Origin of the sequence: Actinomyces oris (assembly GCF_001553935.1) — a bacterium.
In the GTDB taxonomy this organism is placed as follows: Bacteria; Actinomycetota; Actinomycetes; order Actinomycetales; family Actinomycetaceae; genus Actinomyces; species Actinomyces oris_A.
Genome location: NZ_CP014232.1, coordinates 2,619,079 through 2,636,702 on the forward strand (window position 1 = coordinate 2,619,079; position 17,624 = coordinate 2,636,702).

17 protein-coding genes are annotated in these 17,624 nt (G+C 68.7%); all 17 read left to right on the forward strand.

Going from position 1 to position 17,624, the window contains the following annotated elements:
- Positions 1 to 27: 27 nt before the first annotated feature.
- The 17 genes from pgsA to AXE84_RS10635 all read left to right on the forward strand — a co-directional run bounded on the left by pgsA (position 28) and on the right by AXE84_RS10635 (position 17,622).
- On the forward strand, positions 28 to 660 hold the full coding sequence (gene pgsA / locus AXE84_RS10555) for a phosphatidylinositol phosphate synthase (protein WP_060957837.1): 633 nt from the start codon (positions 28 to 30) through the stop codon (positions 658 to 660).
- A complete protein-coding gene (locus AXE84_RS10560) occupies positions 657 to 1,655 on the forward strand; it encodes a phosphatidylinositol mannoside acyltransferase (RefSeq protein WP_060957838.1) in 999 nt (332 codons plus the stop codon). Before pgsA ends, AXE84_RS10560 begins: the two co-directional genes overlap by 4 nt.
- On the forward strand, positions 1,652 to 2,833 hold the full coding sequence (locus AXE84_RS10565) for a glycosyltransferase family 4 protein (protein ID WP_060957839.1): 1,182 nt from the start codon (positions 1,652 to 1,654) through the stop codon (positions 2,831 to 2,833). Before AXE84_RS10560 ends, AXE84_RS10565 begins: the two co-directional genes overlap by 4 nt.
- Positions 2,834 to 2,865: 32 nt before the next feature.
- Entirely contained in the window at positions 2,866 to 3,633 is a 768-nt protein-coding gene (locus AXE84_RS10570) for a hypothetical protein (RefSeq protein ID WP_081093157.1), read from the forward strand.
- A 4-nt stretch (positions 3,634 to 3,637) separates the two neighbouring features.
- Positions 3,638 to 4,939: a PrsW family intramembrane metalloprotease gene (locus AXE84_RS10575; protein WP_060957840.1), complete on the forward strand. Its 1,302-nt coding sequence runs from the start codon at positions 3,638 to 3,640 to the stop codon at positions 4,937 to 4,939.
- Between the two features lie 162 nt (positions 4,940 to 5,101).
- Positions 5,102 to 6,004, forward strand: coding sequence for a pyridoxal 5'-phosphate synthase lyase subunit PdxS (pdxS, locus tag AXE84_RS10580; protein ID WP_081093158.1), 903 nt, complete (start codon positions 5,102 to 5,104; stop codon positions 6,002 to 6,004).
- Complete coding sequence (locus tag AXE84_RS10585; RefSeq protein WP_060957841.1) at positions 6,001 to 6,639, forward strand: NUDIX hydrolase; 639 nt, start codon at positions 6,001 to 6,003, stop codon at positions 6,637 to 6,639. The genes pdxS and AXE84_RS10585 overlap by 4 nt, the downstream gene beginning before the upstream one ends.
- A 24-nt stretch (positions 6,640 to 6,663) precedes the next feature.
- Positions 6,664 to 7,401, forward strand: a complete 738-nt coding sequence (pdxT, locus tag AXE84_RS10590) for a pyridoxal 5'-phosphate synthase glutaminase subunit PdxT (protein WP_060957842.1) — start codon at positions 6,664 to 6,666, stop codon at positions 7,399 to 7,401.
- A gap of 44 nt (positions 7,402 to 7,445) precedes the next feature.
- A complete protein-coding gene (locus AXE84_RS10595) occupies positions 7,446 to 8,210 on the forward strand; it encodes a YebC/PmpR family DNA-binding transcriptional regulator (protein ID WP_060957843.1) in 765 nt (254 codons plus the stop codon).
- 106 nt (positions 8,211 to 8,316) lie between these two features.
- Positions 8,317 to 8,886, forward strand: a complete 570-nt coding sequence (locus tag AXE84_RS10600) for a crossover junction endodeoxyribonuclease RuvC (protein ID WP_060957844.1) — start codon at positions 8,317 to 8,319, stop codon at positions 8,884 to 8,886.
- A 114-nt stretch (positions 8,887 to 9,000) separates the two neighbouring features.
- A complete protein-coding gene (gene ruvA / locus AXE84_RS10605) occupies positions 9,001 to 9,654 on the forward strand; it encodes a Holliday junction branch migration protein RuvA (protein WP_060957845.1) in 654 nt (217 codons plus the stop codon).
- A complete protein-coding gene (ruvB, locus tag AXE84_RS10610; RefSeq protein ID WP_060957846.1) occupies positions 9,647 to 10,687 on the forward strand; it encodes a Holliday junction branch migration DNA helicase RuvB in 1,041 nt (346 codons plus the stop codon). Before ruvA ends, ruvB begins: the two co-directional genes overlap by 8 nt.
- 175 nt (positions 10,688 to 10,862) lie before the next feature.
- The gene (gene yajC / locus AXE84_RS10615) at positions 10,863 to 11,222 is read left to right on the forward strand and encodes a preprotein translocase subunit YajC (RefSeq protein ID WP_060957847.1); all 360 of its coding nucleotides are present in this window, start codon (positions 10,863 to 10,865) and stop codon (positions 11,220 to 11,222) included.
- A 207-nt stretch (positions 11,223 to 11,429) separates the two neighbouring features.
- Complete coding sequence (secD, locus tag AXE84_RS10620) at positions 11,430 to 13,493, forward strand: protein translocase subunit SecD (RefSeq protein ID WP_060957848.1); 2,064 nt, start codon at positions 11,430 to 11,432, stop codon at positions 13,491 to 13,493.
- Positions 13,490 to 14,593, forward strand: a complete 1,104-nt coding sequence (secF, locus tag AXE84_RS10625) for a protein translocase subunit SecF (RefSeq protein WP_060957849.1) — start codon at positions 13,490 to 13,492, stop codon at positions 14,591 to 14,593. The genes secD and secF overlap by 4 nt, the downstream gene beginning before the upstream one ends.
- Positions 14,590 to 15,150 carry an adenine phosphoribosyltransferase gene (locus AXE84_RS10630; RefSeq protein WP_060957850.1) on the forward strand — a complete coding sequence of 187 codons (561 nt, stop codon included), beginning with the start codon at positions 14,590 to 14,592 and terminating at the stop codon, positions 15,148 to 15,150. The genes secF and AXE84_RS10630 overlap by 4 nt, the downstream gene beginning before the upstream one ends.
- 144 nt (positions 15,151 to 15,294) lie before the next feature.
- Positions 15,295 to 17,622: a RelA/SpoT family protein gene (locus AXE84_RS10635; protein WP_060957851.1), complete on the forward strand. Its 2,328-nt coding sequence runs from the start codon at positions 15,295 to 15,297 to the stop codon at positions 17,620 to 17,622.
- The last annotated feature ends 2 nt before the right edge of the window (positions 17,623 to 17,624 follow it).

Here is a 17,624-nt window from a genome sequence, read left to right on the forward strand (position 1 = left end):
CTGCTCCACCCCAGACCTAAGGACCTCATGCTCGGCAACCACGGCCGCGGCCTGACTAAGGCTCTGTTCACCCGCCCCGCCCTCGCGCTCGGGCGGCTCGGGGTGACTCCCAACATGCTCACCGTCACCGGAACGGTCCTGTCCGTGACAGCGGCGGTCACCCTGCTGCCGAGAGGGCACTTCGTGGTCGGGCCCCTCGTTCTGCTCGTGGTGCTGGTGGCCGACTCCTTCGACGGCATTCTGGCCCGGGCCACTGGCAAGAGCTCGGTCTTCGGGGCCTTCCTGGACTCGACCATGGACCGCCTCGCCGACGGGGCCGTTCTGGGATCCCTCGCGGCCTGGGCGGCCCTGTCCATGCCCGTCGGCGCGCTGCGCACCGTGACCGTCGCGGCTGCCCTGGTCGCCGTCGTCATGGCGGCCACTGTTCCCTACGCCCGGGCGCGGGCCGAGGCCATCGGCGCCGCCGCCTCTGTCGGGATCGCCGAGCGCACCGACCGGCTCCTGGTCGCGCTCGGCGCCACCTTCATCGTGGGTCTCGGGGCGCCCCAGTGGGTACTCACCGTCGGGCTCCTCTACGTGGCAATCGCCTCCTTCATCACCCTGATCCAACGCGTGTTCACCGTCTCCCAGCAGGTCCGGCAGGAGGGTGAGAAGGCATGAGGATGCGCCTGCCCTCCGTCTCCGACGCCTACCGCCTGGCCTGGCGTGGAACCCGCCACTTGCCCGCGCCGGTGGGCTACGGCCTGGCGCACACCGTGGCCGACGTGCTGTGGGCCTGGCAACGCCTGCGGCGCTCCGCCACCGGGGTGGGGCAGCTCGAGCGCAACCTGGCACGCATCCTCCCGGCGGGAACACCACCGCGCGCGCTGCGCCGCGCCACCCGAGCCGGCATGCGCTCCTACATGCGATACTTCTACGAGGCCTTCGCCCTGCCCGGGATCACACCGGACCAGATCCTGGCGCGCGTGCGCACCGACATCGACCCCCAGCTGCACGAGGACGTGCGCGCCGGCAGCGTCGTCATGGCCCTGCCGCACATGGGCAACTGGGACCTCATCGGAGCCTGGGCCTGCCGTGAGCTCGCCACCGTCCTGACCGTCGCCGAGCGCCTGGAGCCCGAGGACCTCTTCGAGCAGTTCGTCTCCTTCCGCCAGTTGCTGGGCATGCGCATCATCGGTCAGGCCCACGGGGAGAAGGTCTTCGACCGCCTCCTTGAGGCAGCGAGCCAGGGGCACTACGTCGTCGCACTCCTGGCCGATCGGGACCTGTCGTCCGCTGGCATCACGGCGCCGCTGGGCGGTGCCACGGCACGGGTGGCCGCCGGCCCCGCGGCGATCGCCCAGCGCCTGGGACGCCCCCTGTACGCCGCCTCGATCCACTACGAGCCGCTCACCGGACAGCGGCGCCGTCGGGCCGGATCGTCCTGGGGACTCGTGCTGACCGCCCGCAGGGTTCCGGCGCCCCAGCAGATGGAAGGACGCGAGCAGGTCGTGGCGCACACGCGCGCCTGGGTGGCCGCGCTCGACCCCTTGCTCGCCGAGCACGCCGAGGACTGGCACATGCTCCAGCCCGTCTTCGACGCCGACCTGGACCAGGAGCGTTTGGCGCGCAGCCACGCCCGCGACCAGCAGGTCGCCCACGAGGAGAACGCATGAGGATCGGTATCGTCTGCCCCTACTCCTTCGATGCTCACGGAGGCGTCCAGGTCCACGTCATGGACCTGGCCGGTGAGCTCTTCCGCCGTGGTCACGAGGTGCAGGTCCTCGCGCCGGCCTCTCAGGACACCGAGCTTCCCGACTGGGTCACCAGTGCCGGTGACTCCATCGCCATTCCTTACAACGGCTCGGTGGCACGGCTCAACTTCGGGGCCCTCGTGGCCAGGCGGGCCCGGCGCTGGCTGGATGCCGGAGACTTCGACATCCTGCACATCCATGAGCCCATCACTCCCAGCGTCGGGATGCTGGCCCTGCAGGCCGCCACCGGACCGGTTGTGGGCACCTTCCACGCCGCCATGGACCGCTCGCTGGCCCGTGAGCTGCTGAGCCCGGCGACGGTGCCGCTCATGGAGAAGCTCTCGGCGCGCATCGCCGTCTCGGAGGAGGCCCGCCGCACCCTCATCCAGTACCACGGCGGCGACGCCGTCGTCATTCCCAACGGCGTCAATGTCGGGCCCTTCGCCAACGCGCCCAAGGACGACCCCCGCTTCCTGGGCACGGACGAGGCCCCCACCATCTCCTTTTTGGGGCGCCTGGACGAGCCCCGCAAGGGACTGCGGGTCCTGGCCGATGCCATCCCGACGGTGCTGGAGTCGGTGCCCAGGGCGCGCTTCCTCATCGCAGGGCGCGGGCAGGCCCAGGAGATCCGTGAGGAGTTGGCCCGCTTCGGCGACTCCGTGGTCTTCCTGGGGGGTGTCAGCGATGAGGACAAGGCCGCCATGCTGGCCTCGGCCAGCTGCTACGTGGCCCCGCAGACCGGGGGAGAGTCCTTCGGCATCGTCCTGGTGGAGGCCATGGCCGCAGGGACCCGGGTCATTGCCTCCGACCTCAAGGCCTTCTCGGACGTGCTCGGTGAGGGCCGCTACGGGGCGCTGTTCCGCAATGAGGACGGCGGCGACCTGGCCCGAGTCATCATCGACACCCTGCAGGACGCCACCGCCGCCCAGGCCCGCGTCCAGGCGGCCTCCCGCGTGGTGGGCCGCTACGACTGGTCCGCGGTCACCGATGAGGTCCTTGACGTCTACGACATGGCTCTGTCCACCGCCCATACCCGGATCGAGCCCGCCCCCGGTTCGCGCACCATGCTGGGCCGGTTGCGCGATGCCCTGGACGACTAGCAGCCGAGCTCAGGAGTGATGAGGAACCGACCATGGCAGCAACCATGACGACGGCCATGACGCGGCTCGTCGATGTCCCCGCCGGTTCGACCACGGTTCTACCGGCGCTGTCCTCCACTGGGTCCGGTGTGACGACGGTGCCGATATGGAGCATCGTTGTGCTGCTGGTCGGGCTGGCGGTGGCCGCCGGGTGGGCCCTGTACGCCAGGGCAGTGCGGGTGGACCGGCTGCACCGGCAGGTGCTGGGAGCTCGAGCCACGCTTGAGGCCCAACTCGTGTACCGGGCCGAGGCCGCGGCGGAGCTGGCCACTGTCCCCGCCCTGGATCCGGCCTCCGGCCTCCTGCTCAGCCGGGCCGCTCGCGAGGCACTGGATGCCGAGGGGCGTGTCGTCGACGACGGTCTGGACACCTCCATGCCTCTTGAGGGCAGCCCCGCTTCTCACCCTGCCTCAGGTGGTGCAGCGCTCTCGGCGCCAACCACCCGCAGTCGGGCCCTCATCGAGTCCGATCTCAGCAGGGTCCTGCGGACGGTGGTCAGCGAGCCCACGCGCCGCGAGCTGTCCGCCGACCCGCTGAGCCTGCCCGCGCTCAACCGCCTGGACCGGGCCTGCTCCCGCCTGGTCCTGGCGCGCAGGTTCCACAACACCCACGTCAGCGAGGCCCAGGCGCTCAGGGGACGCCTACTCGTGCGGATGTGTCACCTGGCTGGGCACGCGCCCATGCCCCAGACCTTCGACGCCGACGACGACACCACCCCTGAAGCGCCGCCCGAGCGCGACGACGAGGTGCAACCGAGGTGATTCCATGAGCATGCCCCCCAGTCCCTGGGCCCCCCGCCCCGGATACCGGCGCTCCAGCGCCCTTCCGCAGACCCCAGCCGACTCCGGCCCCCTTCCCGCAGTCGGGCAGCGGTATCAGGTTCATCGTGACACTCAGGGCACGCCTCCCTCGCGGGCCACGGATCCTGAGGATGGCTGGCAGCAGCACGGGCAGGTGGCCTCCCTCATCCCACCTGGTATTCCGGCGAAGGTCGGGGCGATCGTCATGCTCACCGCGATCGTTGTCTTCTCCCTGTACACCCTGTTTTACTTCGCGGGCCTTCAGGACGACTTCGGGCCGGTCGTGCTTCCGTCATTTCTGCTCGCGCTCATCCCGCTAGGCGGGGTGCTGGTGGCCACGATGCTGCTCGCGGGAGTGTTCTGGTACGTCCGCTGGGAGCCCAGGCCTCCCGGTGTGTTCACGGTGGTCACGCTCCTGGTGGCATTCCTGTGGGGGACGAGCGTGTCCACCCTGTGCTCCTTGGTGGTCAATAACTGGGTGGCTCAGGTCATTACTGAGGCCATGGGGGATCTGGGCGCCGCCGCGGTGATTTCGGCACCTCTGGTGGAGGAGCTGACCAAGGGACTGGGCGTCCTGTTCGTCTTCCTCATCTGGCGCCGCACGATCAATGGCACGATCGATGGGGTCGTGTATGCGGCGTTCACCGCCTCAGGTTTCGCCTTCGTTGAGAACATTCTCTACTTCGTTCAGGGATGGGAGCACGTCGGGACCATTTTTGTTACACGAGGGGTCCTGTCCCCGTTCGCTCACCTGACCTTCACCGCCTGCACCGGGGTCGCCATTGGCTTCTCCTCCCGCCGGCGGTCTCAGTACGCCTGGGCGTGGATGGCGCCTGTGGGCCTGGTCGGCGCGATCGTGCTTCATGCGACCTGGAACGGGTTCATCGCCTCAAACCTCGGGGTGTATCTGCTGTTTCAGGTTCCGTTCTACGCTCTGTGCGCCGGGCTGGTCTCGTGGCTGCGTTGGAGTGAGCGCCGGTCGATGCGTCGCGGGCTGGAGGACTACGCCCGCGCCGGCTGGTTCTCCCCGGCCGAAATCCAGATGCTCACCACCGGTGCTGGGCGCCGGTCGGGCAAGCGGTGGGCCGCCGCCAGGGGGCTGCAGGCCTCGGCGGCCATGAACACCTTCCAGAAAGGTGCTGCGGAACTGGCCCAGCTACGCCAGCAGGCGGTGGACAGTCATGTTCAGGGCGAGCTGTCCGTCAAGGAGACCGAGCTGCTCGACCGGGTCAGCTCGGCGCGGCGGTCCTTCCTCGGGGCCGGCTAGAAGACGGCAGTAGCCGGATATCCTGCGACGGTTCAGGTCTCGCTGCGTGAGTATCGGGGACTGTTACGGAGGCGCGGGGTAGCATGCGTGGCGTCAGTATTTTCATGGAGACGTTGCCGTCGCCCTGTGCGGCGGTCACGGCTCACGGCCGGAGGACCACGATTGAATACAGAGCAGACCACTCCCAGCACCGGCACCCTCACCGTTAAACGCGGCATGGCGGACATGCTCAAGGGCGGCGTCATCATGGACGTCGTCACGCCTGAGCAGGCCCGTATTGCCCAGGACGCAGGAGCCGTCGCCGTCATGGCGCTCGAGCGCGTCCCTGCCGACATCCGAGCCCAGGGCGGCGTTGCCCGCATGAGCGACCCCGACCTCATCACCGGTATCATCGAGGCGGTCTCCATCCCGGTCATGGCCAAGGCCCGTATCGGCCACTTCGTGGAGGCCCAGGTCCTCCAGAGCCTCGGCGTGGACTACATCGATGAGTCCGAGGTCCTCACCCCGGCCGACTACACCCACCACATCGACAAGCAGTCCTTCACCGTTCCTTTCGTGTGCGGGGCCACCAACCTCGGTGAGGCGCTGCGCCGCATCACCGAGGGTGCGGCCATGATCCGCTCCAAGGGAGAGGCCGGAACCGGGGACGTCTCCAACGCTGTGACCCACATGCGCACGATCCGCGACGAGATCCGTCGTCTGAGTTCGCTGCCCGAGGACGAGCTCTACCTGGCCGCCAAGGAGCTCGCCGCCCCCTACGAGCTCGTCGCCGAGGTCGCCCGCACCGGTCACCTGCCGGTCGTGCTGTTCACCGCCGGCGGCATCGCCACCCCGGCCGACGCCGCCATGATGATGCAGATGGGCGCCGAGGGCGTCTTCGTGGGCTCGGGCATCTTCAAGTCCGGTGAGCCCGCCAAGCGGGCCGCCGCCATCGTGCGCGCCACCGCGCAGTTCGACGACCCCGACGTCATCGCCGAGGTCTCGCGCGGACTGGGCGAGGCAATGGTGGGGATCAACGTCGACGAGATCCCCGAGCCCCACCGCCTGGCGGAACGCGGCTGGTGACCGGCCCCCTGGTTGACGGACGCCACCCGGTGCTGGTCCCCGAGGACTGGGACCAGCACCTCGACGCCGCCGAGTGGAGCCTGGGGGAGGACGGTCTGCCCTTCAGGACGGCCGCCCGGGTCCTGGCCGTGACCCAGGACGGCGAGGTACTGCTGTTGGTGGGGCACGACGCCGCGGACCCGGATCACAACTGGGTCTTCACCCCGGGAGGAGGGCTGCGCAGCGGTGAGGACCCCCGTGCCGGCGCCGTGCGCGAGCTGGTTGAGGAGTCCGGGATCAAGGTCGCCCCGGAGGACCTGGAGGGGCCCATCGCCCACCGGGAGGCGATCTTCCGCTTCGCCTCGGTCACGTGCCGACAGGACGAGATCTTCTTCCTCCTGCACCTGCCGACCCGACGCCCGATCAGGAAGGACGGATGGACGTGCCTGGAGCGCGACGTCGTCGACTCCATCTCGTGGTGGAGTGCCGAGCAGCTGCAGGCCGCCCACCAGCGGGGGCAGGAGATCTACCCGGTGCGCCTGCCTGAGATCGTGGAGGATCTCGCCTCGGGCTGGAACGGTCGGCGCCTCGACCTGACCGATCCGGTGGACCAGGAGGTCCTGGCCGAGCTCGCGAGCACCTCTCCCCGTCACTGAGACCCCAACACCTGAAGGAGCCCGATGACCGACCCGAGGCACGCCCACCGCCCGGCCCACACGATGGACGCCCGCCACCCCCGGGCGCTCTTCCCCGCGCTCGCAGCGCCCGACTCCCGCCCCACAATCGGGGTCCTGGCCCTTCAGGGTGACGTGCGCGAGCACTCCTTGGCCCTCGAGGCGGCCGGAGCGCGACCCGTCGTCGTGCGCCGCGCCGCCGATCTGGGCGAGGCTCCCGGCCACCGGCTCGACGGCCTGGTGATCCCCGGAGGGGAGTCGACCACCATGAGCACGCTGCTGGCCGCCTTCGACATGCTCGCGCCCCTGCGTGAGCTCATCGGCGCGGGCCTGCCCGCCTACGGGTCCTGCGCCGGGATGATTATGCTGGCCGATCGCGTCGAGGGGGCTCAGGAGGGCCAGGCCTTCCTGGGTGGCATCGACATGACCGTGCGCCGCAACGCCTTCGGCCGACAGGTGGACTCCTACGAGGAGGACCTCCTCGCCCCGGCGCTCGGCGCGGGGCCGGACCGACCGCTGCGCGCCGTCTTCATCCGGGCTCCTTGGGTGGAGGAGGTTGGCCCGGACGTCGAGATCCTCGCCACGACCCGCGCCGGACGCGCGGCTGGGGTCGGTGGGGCCGACGGCGGTAGGATCGTCGCGGTTCGTCAAGGGGCCCTGCTCGCCACGTCCTTCCACCCGGAGGTCGGAGGCGACCACCGGGTCCACGACGTCTTCGTCTCCATGGTGACGCGTCGGGTCTGAGCAGGTCCGGCAGCGCCCCCAGTATCGACTCCCAAGGAGCACTTATGTCGGGTCACTCCAAGTGGGCCACCACCAAGCACAAGAAGGCCGCCATCGACGCCAAGCGCGGCAAGCTCTTCGCACGTCTCATCAAGAACATCGAGGTTGCCGCCCGCACCGGCGGTGGTGACCCCACCGGTAACCCCACTTTGTTCGACGCCATCCAGAAGGCCAAGAAGAACTCGGTGCCGGCGGACAACATCACCCGCGCCGTCAAGCGCGGCAGCGGCGAGGAGGCCGGTGGCGCCGACTGGCAGACCATCATGTACGAGGGCTACGGCCCCGGCGGGGTCGCCTTCCTCGTCGAGTGCCTCACCGACAACCGCAACCGGGCCGCCTCCGACGTGCGCGTGGCCTTCTCCCGCAACGGCGGAAACCTGGCCGACCCCGGTTCGGTGGCCTACAACTTCACCCGCAAGGGCGTCGTCGAGGTCGCCAAGGCCGACGGCGTGGACGAGGACTCCATCCTCATGGCCGTCCTGGAGGCCGGCGCCGAGGAGGTCGAGGACATGGGCGAGTCCTTCGAGATCTACTCCGAGCCCGGTGACATCGTCGCCGTGCGTACCGCCCTGACGGAGGCAGGGATGGACTATGACTCCGCCGAGGTCCAGTTCGTCGCCGGCACCAAGGTGGAGGTCGATGTCGAAGGAGCCCGCAAGGTCTTCCGCCTCATCGACGCCCTGGAGGATTCCGACGACGTCCAGAACGTCTACACCTCTGTGGACCTCAGCCCAGAGGTGGCCGCCGAGTTCGCCGACGACGAGGACTGAGCCCCTGGACCTCGCCGGCCCCCGGCCGCGTTCGGCCCGCGCCGTCGTCGCCCAGCAGCGGGTCCTGGGAATCGATCCCGGACTGACCCGCTGCGGTCTGGGATGCGTGGACGTCGACCCTCGCCGTCGGGTCCGTCTGGTGGAGGTCGGCGTGGTTCGCACGCCGCCTTCCCAGAGCCCCGAGCTGAGACTGCTGACCATCACGGAGGCCATTGAGGACTGGATCGCCCGCCTGGGCCCGTCGGTGGTCTCCATCGAGCGGGTCTTCGCGCAGGACAACCTGCGCTCGGTCATCGGGGTCGCCCAGGTCATGGGGACCGCCATGGCCACGGCGGCGCGCGCGGGCCTGGAGGTCGCTCAGCACACGCCCAGTGAGGCCAAGGCCGCCGTGACCGGCTCGGGCACGGCTGACAAGGCTCAGGTCCAGGCCATGGTCACCCGCATCCTCGGCCTCGACGCCCCGCCCCGGCCGGCCGACGCCGCCGACGCTCTGGCCCAGGCGATCTGCCACGGCTGGCGCGGGGGAGGAACGGGGACGGACGACGCCACCGAGATGGTCTCCGCCGGGGGAGCGGTGCGTGTCTCGGCCCGCACACCGGCACAGCGCCAGTGGGCTGCCGCCCAGGCCGCAGCCCGGCGCACCGGTGCCGTCGACCCGCGCCGGGTGCGGCGCTGAGGGGCGCGCTGAACTCGGGCTGCTAGGATCCGAACGTCTGTTCGAGCACCGTCGGCGTTCGTTGAGTCGGCCTGAGGACGCTCGACCCATTGAGAACTCCAGGAGGAGTCGCCCATGATCGCCTCACTGCGCGGCACTGTCCTCAGTGTCGGCCTCACCAGTGCCGTCATCGAGACGGGCGGCGTCGGCATGAGTATCCAGGCCACGCCCACCACGCTGTCCGGCCTCAGGGCCGGTGAGGAGGCCCTTGTCCACACCGAGATGGTGGTCCGTGAGGACTCGCTGACGCTGTTCGGCTTCGCCGACACCGATGAGAGGGACAGCTTCCGCACCCTGATGAGCGCCAAGGGGGTCGGAGCCAAGCTGGCGCTGGCGATGCTGGCCGTCCACACGCCCAACGCGCTCAGGCGGGCCATCGCCTCCCAGGACGTCGCGGCCCTCACGCGGGTGCCTGGCCTCGGGCCCAAAGGTGCTCAGCGTGTCATCCTGGACGTGGCCGACAAGCTGGGCCCTGTCACCGGGGACGATCTGGGGGCCGGGCGGACAGCTGCACAGACAGCGCCGGGGATGGAAGTGGTGCCCGCCGGCGGTCCCGAGCCGCACGCCGACGTCGTTGCCGCTCTAGTGCAGCTCGGCTGGAACGAGGCCAGTGCGCGCCAGGCAGTCACCTCCGTGACGGCCGATGCCGCAGAGGCCGAGCAGGAGCTGGACATGGCGGCCCTGCTGCGGGCCTCCTTGAGGTGGTTGGGGGGCGGGCAGCGTGGCTGAGCCCGATGAGCTCGATGGGCAGCGCCTGGTCGGTGGTGGTGCCGACGCCACCGAGCGCGCCGCCGAGGCGGCTCTACGGCCCAAGCGCCTGGAGGACTTCACCGGGCAGGAGGTGGTGCGAGGCCAGCTCTCGGTGGTGCTGCGCTCGGCCCTGGCCCGTGGAGTGACGGCTGATCACGTACTGCTCTCTGGGCCGCCCGGGCTGGGCAAGACCACCCTGGCCATGATCATCGCCGCCGAGGTGGACGGCTCCTTGCGCCTGACCTCGGGGCCGGCCATCCAGCACGCCGGAGACCTCGCGGCCATCCTGTCCTCCCTGGAGGAGGGGGACGTGCTGTTCATCGATGAGATCCACCGCCTGGCACGCACCGCCGAGGAGATGCTCTACCTGGCGATGGAGGACTTCCGCGTCGACATCGTCGTGGGAAAGGGACCCGGCGCCACCTCCATCCCCCTGTCCCTGCCTCCCTTCACCGTCGTCGGAGCCACCACGAGGGCGGGGCTGCTGCCCGCGCCGCTGCGGGACCGCTTCGGCTTCACCGGGCACCTCGACTACTACGGGCCGAGCGAGCTCACCCGGATCCTCACGCGCAGCGCAGGGCTGCTGGGGGTGAGCCTGGAGGCGGACGCCGCCAAGGAGCTGGCCTCACGCTCGCGCGGCACACCCCGTATCGCCAACCGGTTGCTGCGCCGCGTCCAGGACTGGGCGGAGGTGCACGGGCGGCCCGGACGACTGGACCTGACGGCGGCGCGCGGCGCCCTCGATGTCTTCGAGGTCGACGCCCTCGGGCTGGATCGTCTGGACCGCCAGGTGCTCGAGGCCCTGTGCACCCGGTTCGGTGGCGGCCCGGTGGGACTGACGACGCTGGCGGTCAGCGTGGGGGAGGAGCCCGAGACGGTGGAGACCGTGGCTGAGCCCTACCTGGTGCGCGAAGGGCTCGTGGTGCGCACCCCGCGGGGGCGGGCCGCCACGCCGGCTGCCTACAGCCACCTGGGACTCGAGCCCCCTGCCGACGGATCATTGTTCTCCTGAGCGACAACCGGGTAATGTAATCATTTTGTAACCGGTTGGTACCCAGTTGTGCCCGACCACTCGCCAACGGTCGGTAAGGCTCTGGCCCACGTGCCATAGACTCGCCACCGCCGGCCTGTGACAGTCGTAGGTCTGCATCAGCCGAGACTGCCTTGTCGAAACGGAAGAGGCCTCCATGTCGTCGTATTTCATCTGGATCATGTTCATCGGGATGCTCCTGATGATGTGGTTCGTCAGTCGCAGGCAGCGCGCGATGCAGGAGGAGCAGAAGCGCCGTACCGAGAAGGGTCTGGTGCCCGGCAACTGGGTTCGTACCATCGGAGGCTTCTACGGCACGGTCGTCGAGGTCGACGGTGACGTGGTCACCCTGGCCACACCGCTGGGAGACGAGACTCTGTGGAGCAAGCGGGCGATCGCCGCCATCGAGGAGCCGCCCTTCGGCTCCGCCTCCGTCGACGAAGAGTCCGGCTCCGACGTCGAGCAGTCCGAGGACGGCCGCGAGTCCGAGCAGGACTCCGCCGAGCCGCAGTCGTGATGTCCCGAACCGACCGCTCTTCCACGATGTGAACGCGGTGGCTCCCCCTGGAGCCCTGCAGACCCCGCCCGGGCTTGGCCAGCCGACTCGCCGAGTCCACCGGAAACGGTGCGCCTCATGGTCGCGCCCGCCACGCATCCCAACCCCATACTCACCTCAATCTTCGAGCCGTGCGCTCGAGCACACTCCACCCCAGGAAGGGACCACGTGTCCAGTAAGCAGCGAAAGCGCCCAGGGCGCCGCCTCCTGATGTTCGTCCTCGTCCTCGTCATCGGTTTCGGTGCGCTCGTGGCGGGAAGTATGAGGCATAAGGCCTCGCTCACCCCCGGTCTCGCCCTCGATCTGGAGGGCGGCACCCAGCTCATTTTGACGCCCACCACCTCTGATGGCTCGGCGATCAGTGATAACGACGTCGAACAGGCCATCGAGGTGATCCGTCAGCGCGTGGATGCCTCCGGTGTTTCCGAGGCGCAGATCTCTCGCCAGGGCGGTCAGAACATCGTGGTCTCGCTGCCCGGCAAGCCCAGCCAGGCCACCCTGGAGCTGGTACGTACCTCGGCCGTCATGTACTTCCGCCCGGTCCTGCGCGTTCTTCCGGGCAGCGCCCAGCAGGCCGCTAAGAACATCGCCAGCCAGAACCCCTCCGGCGCGGTGACCCCGGCGCCGACGGTTCAGCCCAGCCCGAGCGCCGGTAGCGAGGCGACTCAGCCCGCAGAGGACTCGGAGGGCGCTGAGGAGGGCACAGGCGAGGGTGAGCAGCCGGCCGCGACCCCGGCTCCCACCGCGCAGCCCACGGCTCAGCCGACGGCGCAGCCCAGGACTCCCGAGGAGATTGCCAAGCAGCTGGCGGACGTCAACCAGGACGGCGTCATCTCCTCCGACCCGCTCCCCGCGCAGGACAAGACGAACTCATCGGACTCCTGGATCACCGAGAAGCTCCTCTACGACGGCTACATGACCGACTGCTCCGACCCGAAGAACCTCACGGGGCAGACGCAGGACCCCAAGGTCGCCGTCATCTCCTGCTCCAAGGAGGCCGGCTCCCACAGCCACGGCGCCTACATCCTCGGCCCTGCCGAGATCACCGGGACCGAGCTCAAGAGCGCCAACTCGGGTCTGGAAACCGACTCCCGGGGGCAGGCCACCCACCAGTGGGTCGTCTCGTTGGCCTTCAACGGTGACGGCACCAAGAAGTTCGCCGAGCTGTCCAAGCGGCTGCTGGCCTACCGCGACCAGGCGAGTGCCGCCGGCGCGCAGGGCGCTCAGAACCCGCAGGCCCAGAGCAGTGGGGACAAGGCCCAGTTCGCCATCGTCCTGGACGGCCTGACCATCATGGCCTCCGGCTTCAACGAGACCGTCCACTCACCGATCACCGACGGTCGGGTCCAGATCACTGGCGGCTTCACCCAGAACCAGGCCAACACGCTGGCCAACCAGCTCTCCTTCGGCTCGCTGCCGCTGAGCTTCACGGTGCAGTCCGAGCAGCAGATCTCAGCCACCTTGGGAACCGAGCAGCTGCGCAATGGCCTGATCGCCGGGCTCATCGGCTTCGCTCTCATCATCCTCTACCTGGCCTGGCAGTACCGCGGCCTGGCGGTGGTGGCCGTGGCCTCCCTGGTGGTGGCAGCAGCCGGCACCTACCTGGTCATCGCGGCCCTGAGCGCGACCATGGGCTACCGCCTGTCCCTGGCGGGGGTCGCCGGACTCATCATCTCCATCGGCATCACAGTCGACTCCTTCATCATCTACTTCGAGCGCGTCCGTGACGAGGTGCGCCAGGGACGGACTCTGAGGACCGCGATCGATGAAGGATGGAAGCACGCCAGGCGCACGATCCTCGTTTCCGACGCCGTCAACCTCGTGGCCGCGATCGTCCTGTACTTCCTGGCTGTCGGCGGGGTCCAGGGATTCGCCTTCACCCTGGGGGTGACCACGTGCGTGGACCTGGCCATCATCATCCTGTTCACCCACCCGTTGATGGAGTGGATCGTCCGATTCCGTTTCTTCGGTGAGGGGCACCGCCTTTCCGGTCTTGACCCCGAGCACCTCGGGGCGACGTCCACGACCTACGGCAAGGGACGCGAAGCGGTCGCCGATCGCGTGGCCGGGTCTCTGGCGCGCCGCAAGGCCGAGGCCCGTAGGAACGCCGAGAGCCCGGAGGACGCAGCTGAAGAGTCCGACGGCGAGGCCGTCGATGATGAGGATGAGCAGCAGGAGGGCGACGCGGTCGATGTCGCGGCCGACAAGGGAAAGGACGGTGAGACGAAGTGAAGTCTCTCGCCACGCTCGGTAACGAGCTCTACTCGGCCAAGACATCCATCCCTTTCGTCGGCAAACGGAAGATCTGGTATCTCATCGCCGTCGTCATCATTCTTGGCTCGGCCACGCTCCTGGGCACCGTGGGGCTCACTCCGGGCATCGACTTCAAGGGCGGTTCGGAGATCACGGTCACCGGGCTGTCCGCTCCTTCAGAGCGTCCTGCCAACGAGGTCCTCTCCAAGAGCGACCTGGCGGCCAGCTCCTCGGTGACCACCATGGGGTCCTCGTCGGTCAGGGTGCAGACCACTGAGCTGAGCAAGCAGCGCCTCGACTCACTGGCTGGTCAGCTCGCCACCGCCTACAAGACCGACGCCTCCAACGTCTCAGCGACGACCGTGGGACCGACCTGGTCCTCCGACGTCACGAAGAAGGCGATTCGAGGGCTGATCCTGTTCTTCATCTTCGTCGGACTACTCATCTGGGCGTACTTCCGCACCTGGAAGATGGCGGCCGCAGCCCTGCTCGCCCTGTGCCACGACATCATCGTCACCGTGGGCATCTACGCCCTGTCCAGATTCGAGGTCACCCCTGCCACGATCATCGGTGTGCTGACGATTCTGGGCTACTCCCTCTACGACACGGTGGTGGTCTTCGACAAGATCCGGGAGAACACCGAGGACTTCGAGTCCCAGAGCCGATCCACCTATGCCGAGCTCGCGAACCTGGCGGTCAACCAGACCTTCATCCGATCGATCAACACCTCCGTGGTCGGTGTGCTCCCGGTGGCCTCGCTGCTGTTCGTCGGAGCCTTCATCCTGGGCGCAGGAACGCTTCGTGACATCGCCCTGACGCTGTTCATCGGTATGATCGCCGGAACCCTGTCCTCGATCTTCCTGGCCACCCCCCTCCTAGTGGACCTGCGTTCACGTGAGAAGCGCATCAAGGAACACACCGCCAAGGTCGCCGCGGCGCGCCAGCACCGTCGGGACGAGGCCGGTGACGATGCCGAGGAACTGGCTAAGATTGACGCGGCTCCGGCCGCCTCACCAGTCACTCCCGGCCACCACCTCGGCGTGGCGGCTCAGCCTAAAAGGAAGAAGAAGCGCAGATGACCACCGCTCCCGTGGCCCATTCCGAGTCGGTGCCCGAGTCTCTGACCAAGCTGGTCATGAGCCATCTTCGCGAGATTCCCGACTTCCCCGAGCCGGGGGTCCTCTTCCGGGACATCACTCCGCTCCTGGCCGACGGACATGCCTTCGCCGCTCTCGTCGAGGGGCTGGCCGATCACTACCGGGGTCGGATTGATGCGATCGCGGGGCTCGAGTCGCGCGGCTTCATCCTGGCAGCGCCCTTGGCGGTTCGGCTCGGGGTCGGCATGATCACGGTGCGCAAGGGCGGCAAGCTGCCCGGCCCGGTCATCGGCGTGGACTACGCACTCGAGTACGGCACGGCCCGGATGGAGCTGCGGCCCGAGACCGTCACCAAGGGCGCACGTGTCCTGGTCATCGACGATGTGCTGGCCACCGGTGGGACGGCCTCCGCCTCCATCTCCCTCATTGAGCAGGCCGGTGCCTCAGTGGAGGCCATCTGCATGCTTCTGGAGCTGTCCGATCTCGACGGTCGTCGCCAACTCCAGGGGCGTGAGGTCGACTCGATCGTCATCTTCTGAGGCGGCGGCTCGTCGCTGGCCGGCTGCTTGACGGGTGACCGGGGCTGTTTCTCGTGCGGTGTCGTGCTCCCGAAGGATGCGACACCGCACGCCTACCAGCAGCGCCGGCACGCTTCGGTGTGCTGGCCGCTATATGATGCGTCAATGACGGAGACGAAGAACACCCCGGACACGTCAGGTGACAGTGTTGTCCCCGGCTCGCGCGTGCGCAGCCGTCTGGCGTGGTTCGGCTCCCGGGGGCACTCCACACCGGCGGCCATCGAGCCGCTGCTGCGCGCGGTGCGCGCCAACCATCCCAAGGCCGACACGAGCCTCATCGTGCGCGCCTACGAAGTGGCGGAGAAGGCTCACTCCGGTCAGCGACGCAAGTCGGGGGAGCCCTACATCACCCACCCGGTGGCAGTAGCGACCATCCTGGCTGAGCTGGGGATGACGGCCCAGACGCTGGCGGCTGCCGTCCTGCACGACACCGTGGAGGACACCGACTACACCCTTGAGCGCCTGCGCGCCGACTTCGGCGACGAGATCAGCCTGCTCGTCGATGGCGTCACCAAGCTCGACAAGCTCCAGTACGGTGAGGCCGCCCAGGCCGAGACGGTGCGCAAGATGATTATCGCGATGTCCAAGGACATCCGGGTGCTGGTCATCAAGCTCGGCGACCGCCTTCACAACGCCCGCACCTGGAAGTACGTCTCGGCGGAGAACGCCGCCCGCAAGGCCAAGGAGACCCTGGAGATCTACGCGCCCCTGGCCCACCGTCTGGGGATGAACACGATCAAGTGGGAGCTGGAGGACCGGTCCTTCAAGGCCCTCTACCCTGGCGTGTACGAGGAGATCGAGCACATGGTGGCCGAGCGGGCCCCGGCTCGTGAGGAGTACCTGCGCCAGGTCCGACTCCAGATCGAGGAGGACCTGAGGATCAACAAGATCAAGGGCGCCGTGACCGGACGGCCCAAGCACTACTACTCGATCTACCAGAAGATGATCGTGCGGGGGAAGGACTTCGACGACATCTACGACCTGGTGGCGCTGCGAGTCATCGTCGACACCGTCCAGGACTGCTACGCGGTGCTCGGCTCCCTGCACTCGCGCTGGACCCCCATGAGCGGGCGCTTCAAGGACTACATCGCCGTCCCCAAGTTCAACCTCTACCAGTCGCTGCACACGACTGTCGTGGGGCCGGGTGGCAAACCGGTGGAGATCCAGATCCGCACCCACGAGATGCACCGCATGGCCGAGTACGGCGTGGCCGCGCACTGGCGCTACAAGGAGGACCCCAACGCCTCGGGCCCCAGCGCCCTGGGAGGCAGGCCCGGAGACTCCGACCAGGGCGACCTGGGCTGGCTGCGTCAGCTCGTTGACTGGCAGAAGGAGACCCAGGACCCCACCGAGTTCCTCGATGCCCTGCGTTACGAGATGGCCGGGGACCAGGTCTACGTCTTCACCCCCCGGGGTGATGTCCTCGCACTGCCGGCGGGAGCCACCCCGGTGGACTTCGCCTACGCCGTCCACACCGAGGTCGGCCACCGCACCGTGGGCGCGCGCGTCAACAGCCGACTGGTGCCCCTGGACACGCGTCTGGAGAACGGTGACACGGTGGAGGTCTTCACCTCCAAGGCCATCAACGCCGGACCCTCGCGCGACTGGCTCTCCTTCGTGGCCTCGACCCGGGCCCGCAACAAGATACGTTCGTGGTTCTCCAAGGAGCGTCGTGAGGAGGCCATCGAGGAGGGCAAGGGCGCCATCGCCCGCACCCTGCGCAAGCAGAACCTTCCCCTGCAGCGCCTCATGAGCCACGAGACCCTCATGAACGTGGCCAAGACCCTCGACAAGGTCGACATTGACGGCCTGTACGCCGCGGTGGGTGAGGGGCACGTATCCGCCCAGCACGTCGTCGACACTCTGGTGGCCACCATGGGCGGGGAGGACGGCGCCGAGGAGACTCTCGCGGAGGGAGTCCTGCCCACCCGGGCCACGACGCACCGCCGGCCGCGTACGGCCGACGCCGGAGTCGTCGTCGCCGGTATGGACGAGGGCGACGTCTACGTCAAGCTAGCGCGCTGCTGCACCCCCATGCCGGGTGACCCCATCGTCGGTTTCATCACCCGCGGTTCGGGTGTCTCAGTGCACCGGGCCGACTGCCAGAACGTCGATCAGCTCCAGCGTGAGCCCGAGCGCCTCATCACCGTCTCCTGGGCGGATCACGCCCAGTCGGCCTACCTGGTTCAGGTGGAGGTCGAGGCCCTGGACCGCGGGGGTCTGTTGGCCGACATCACCCGAGCGCTGGCAGACAGCCACGTCAACCTTGTCAGTGCCAGCATCGGCACGAGCCGGGACCGGGTTGTCACCGGGCGGTTCGTCGTCGAGCTGGCTGAGGCCGGGCACCTGGACCACACGCTGGCGGCCCTGCGGCGCATCGACGGCGTCTTCGAGGCGCGCAGAAGCCTGTCCGCCGCGCGCCGCTCCAGCTGAGC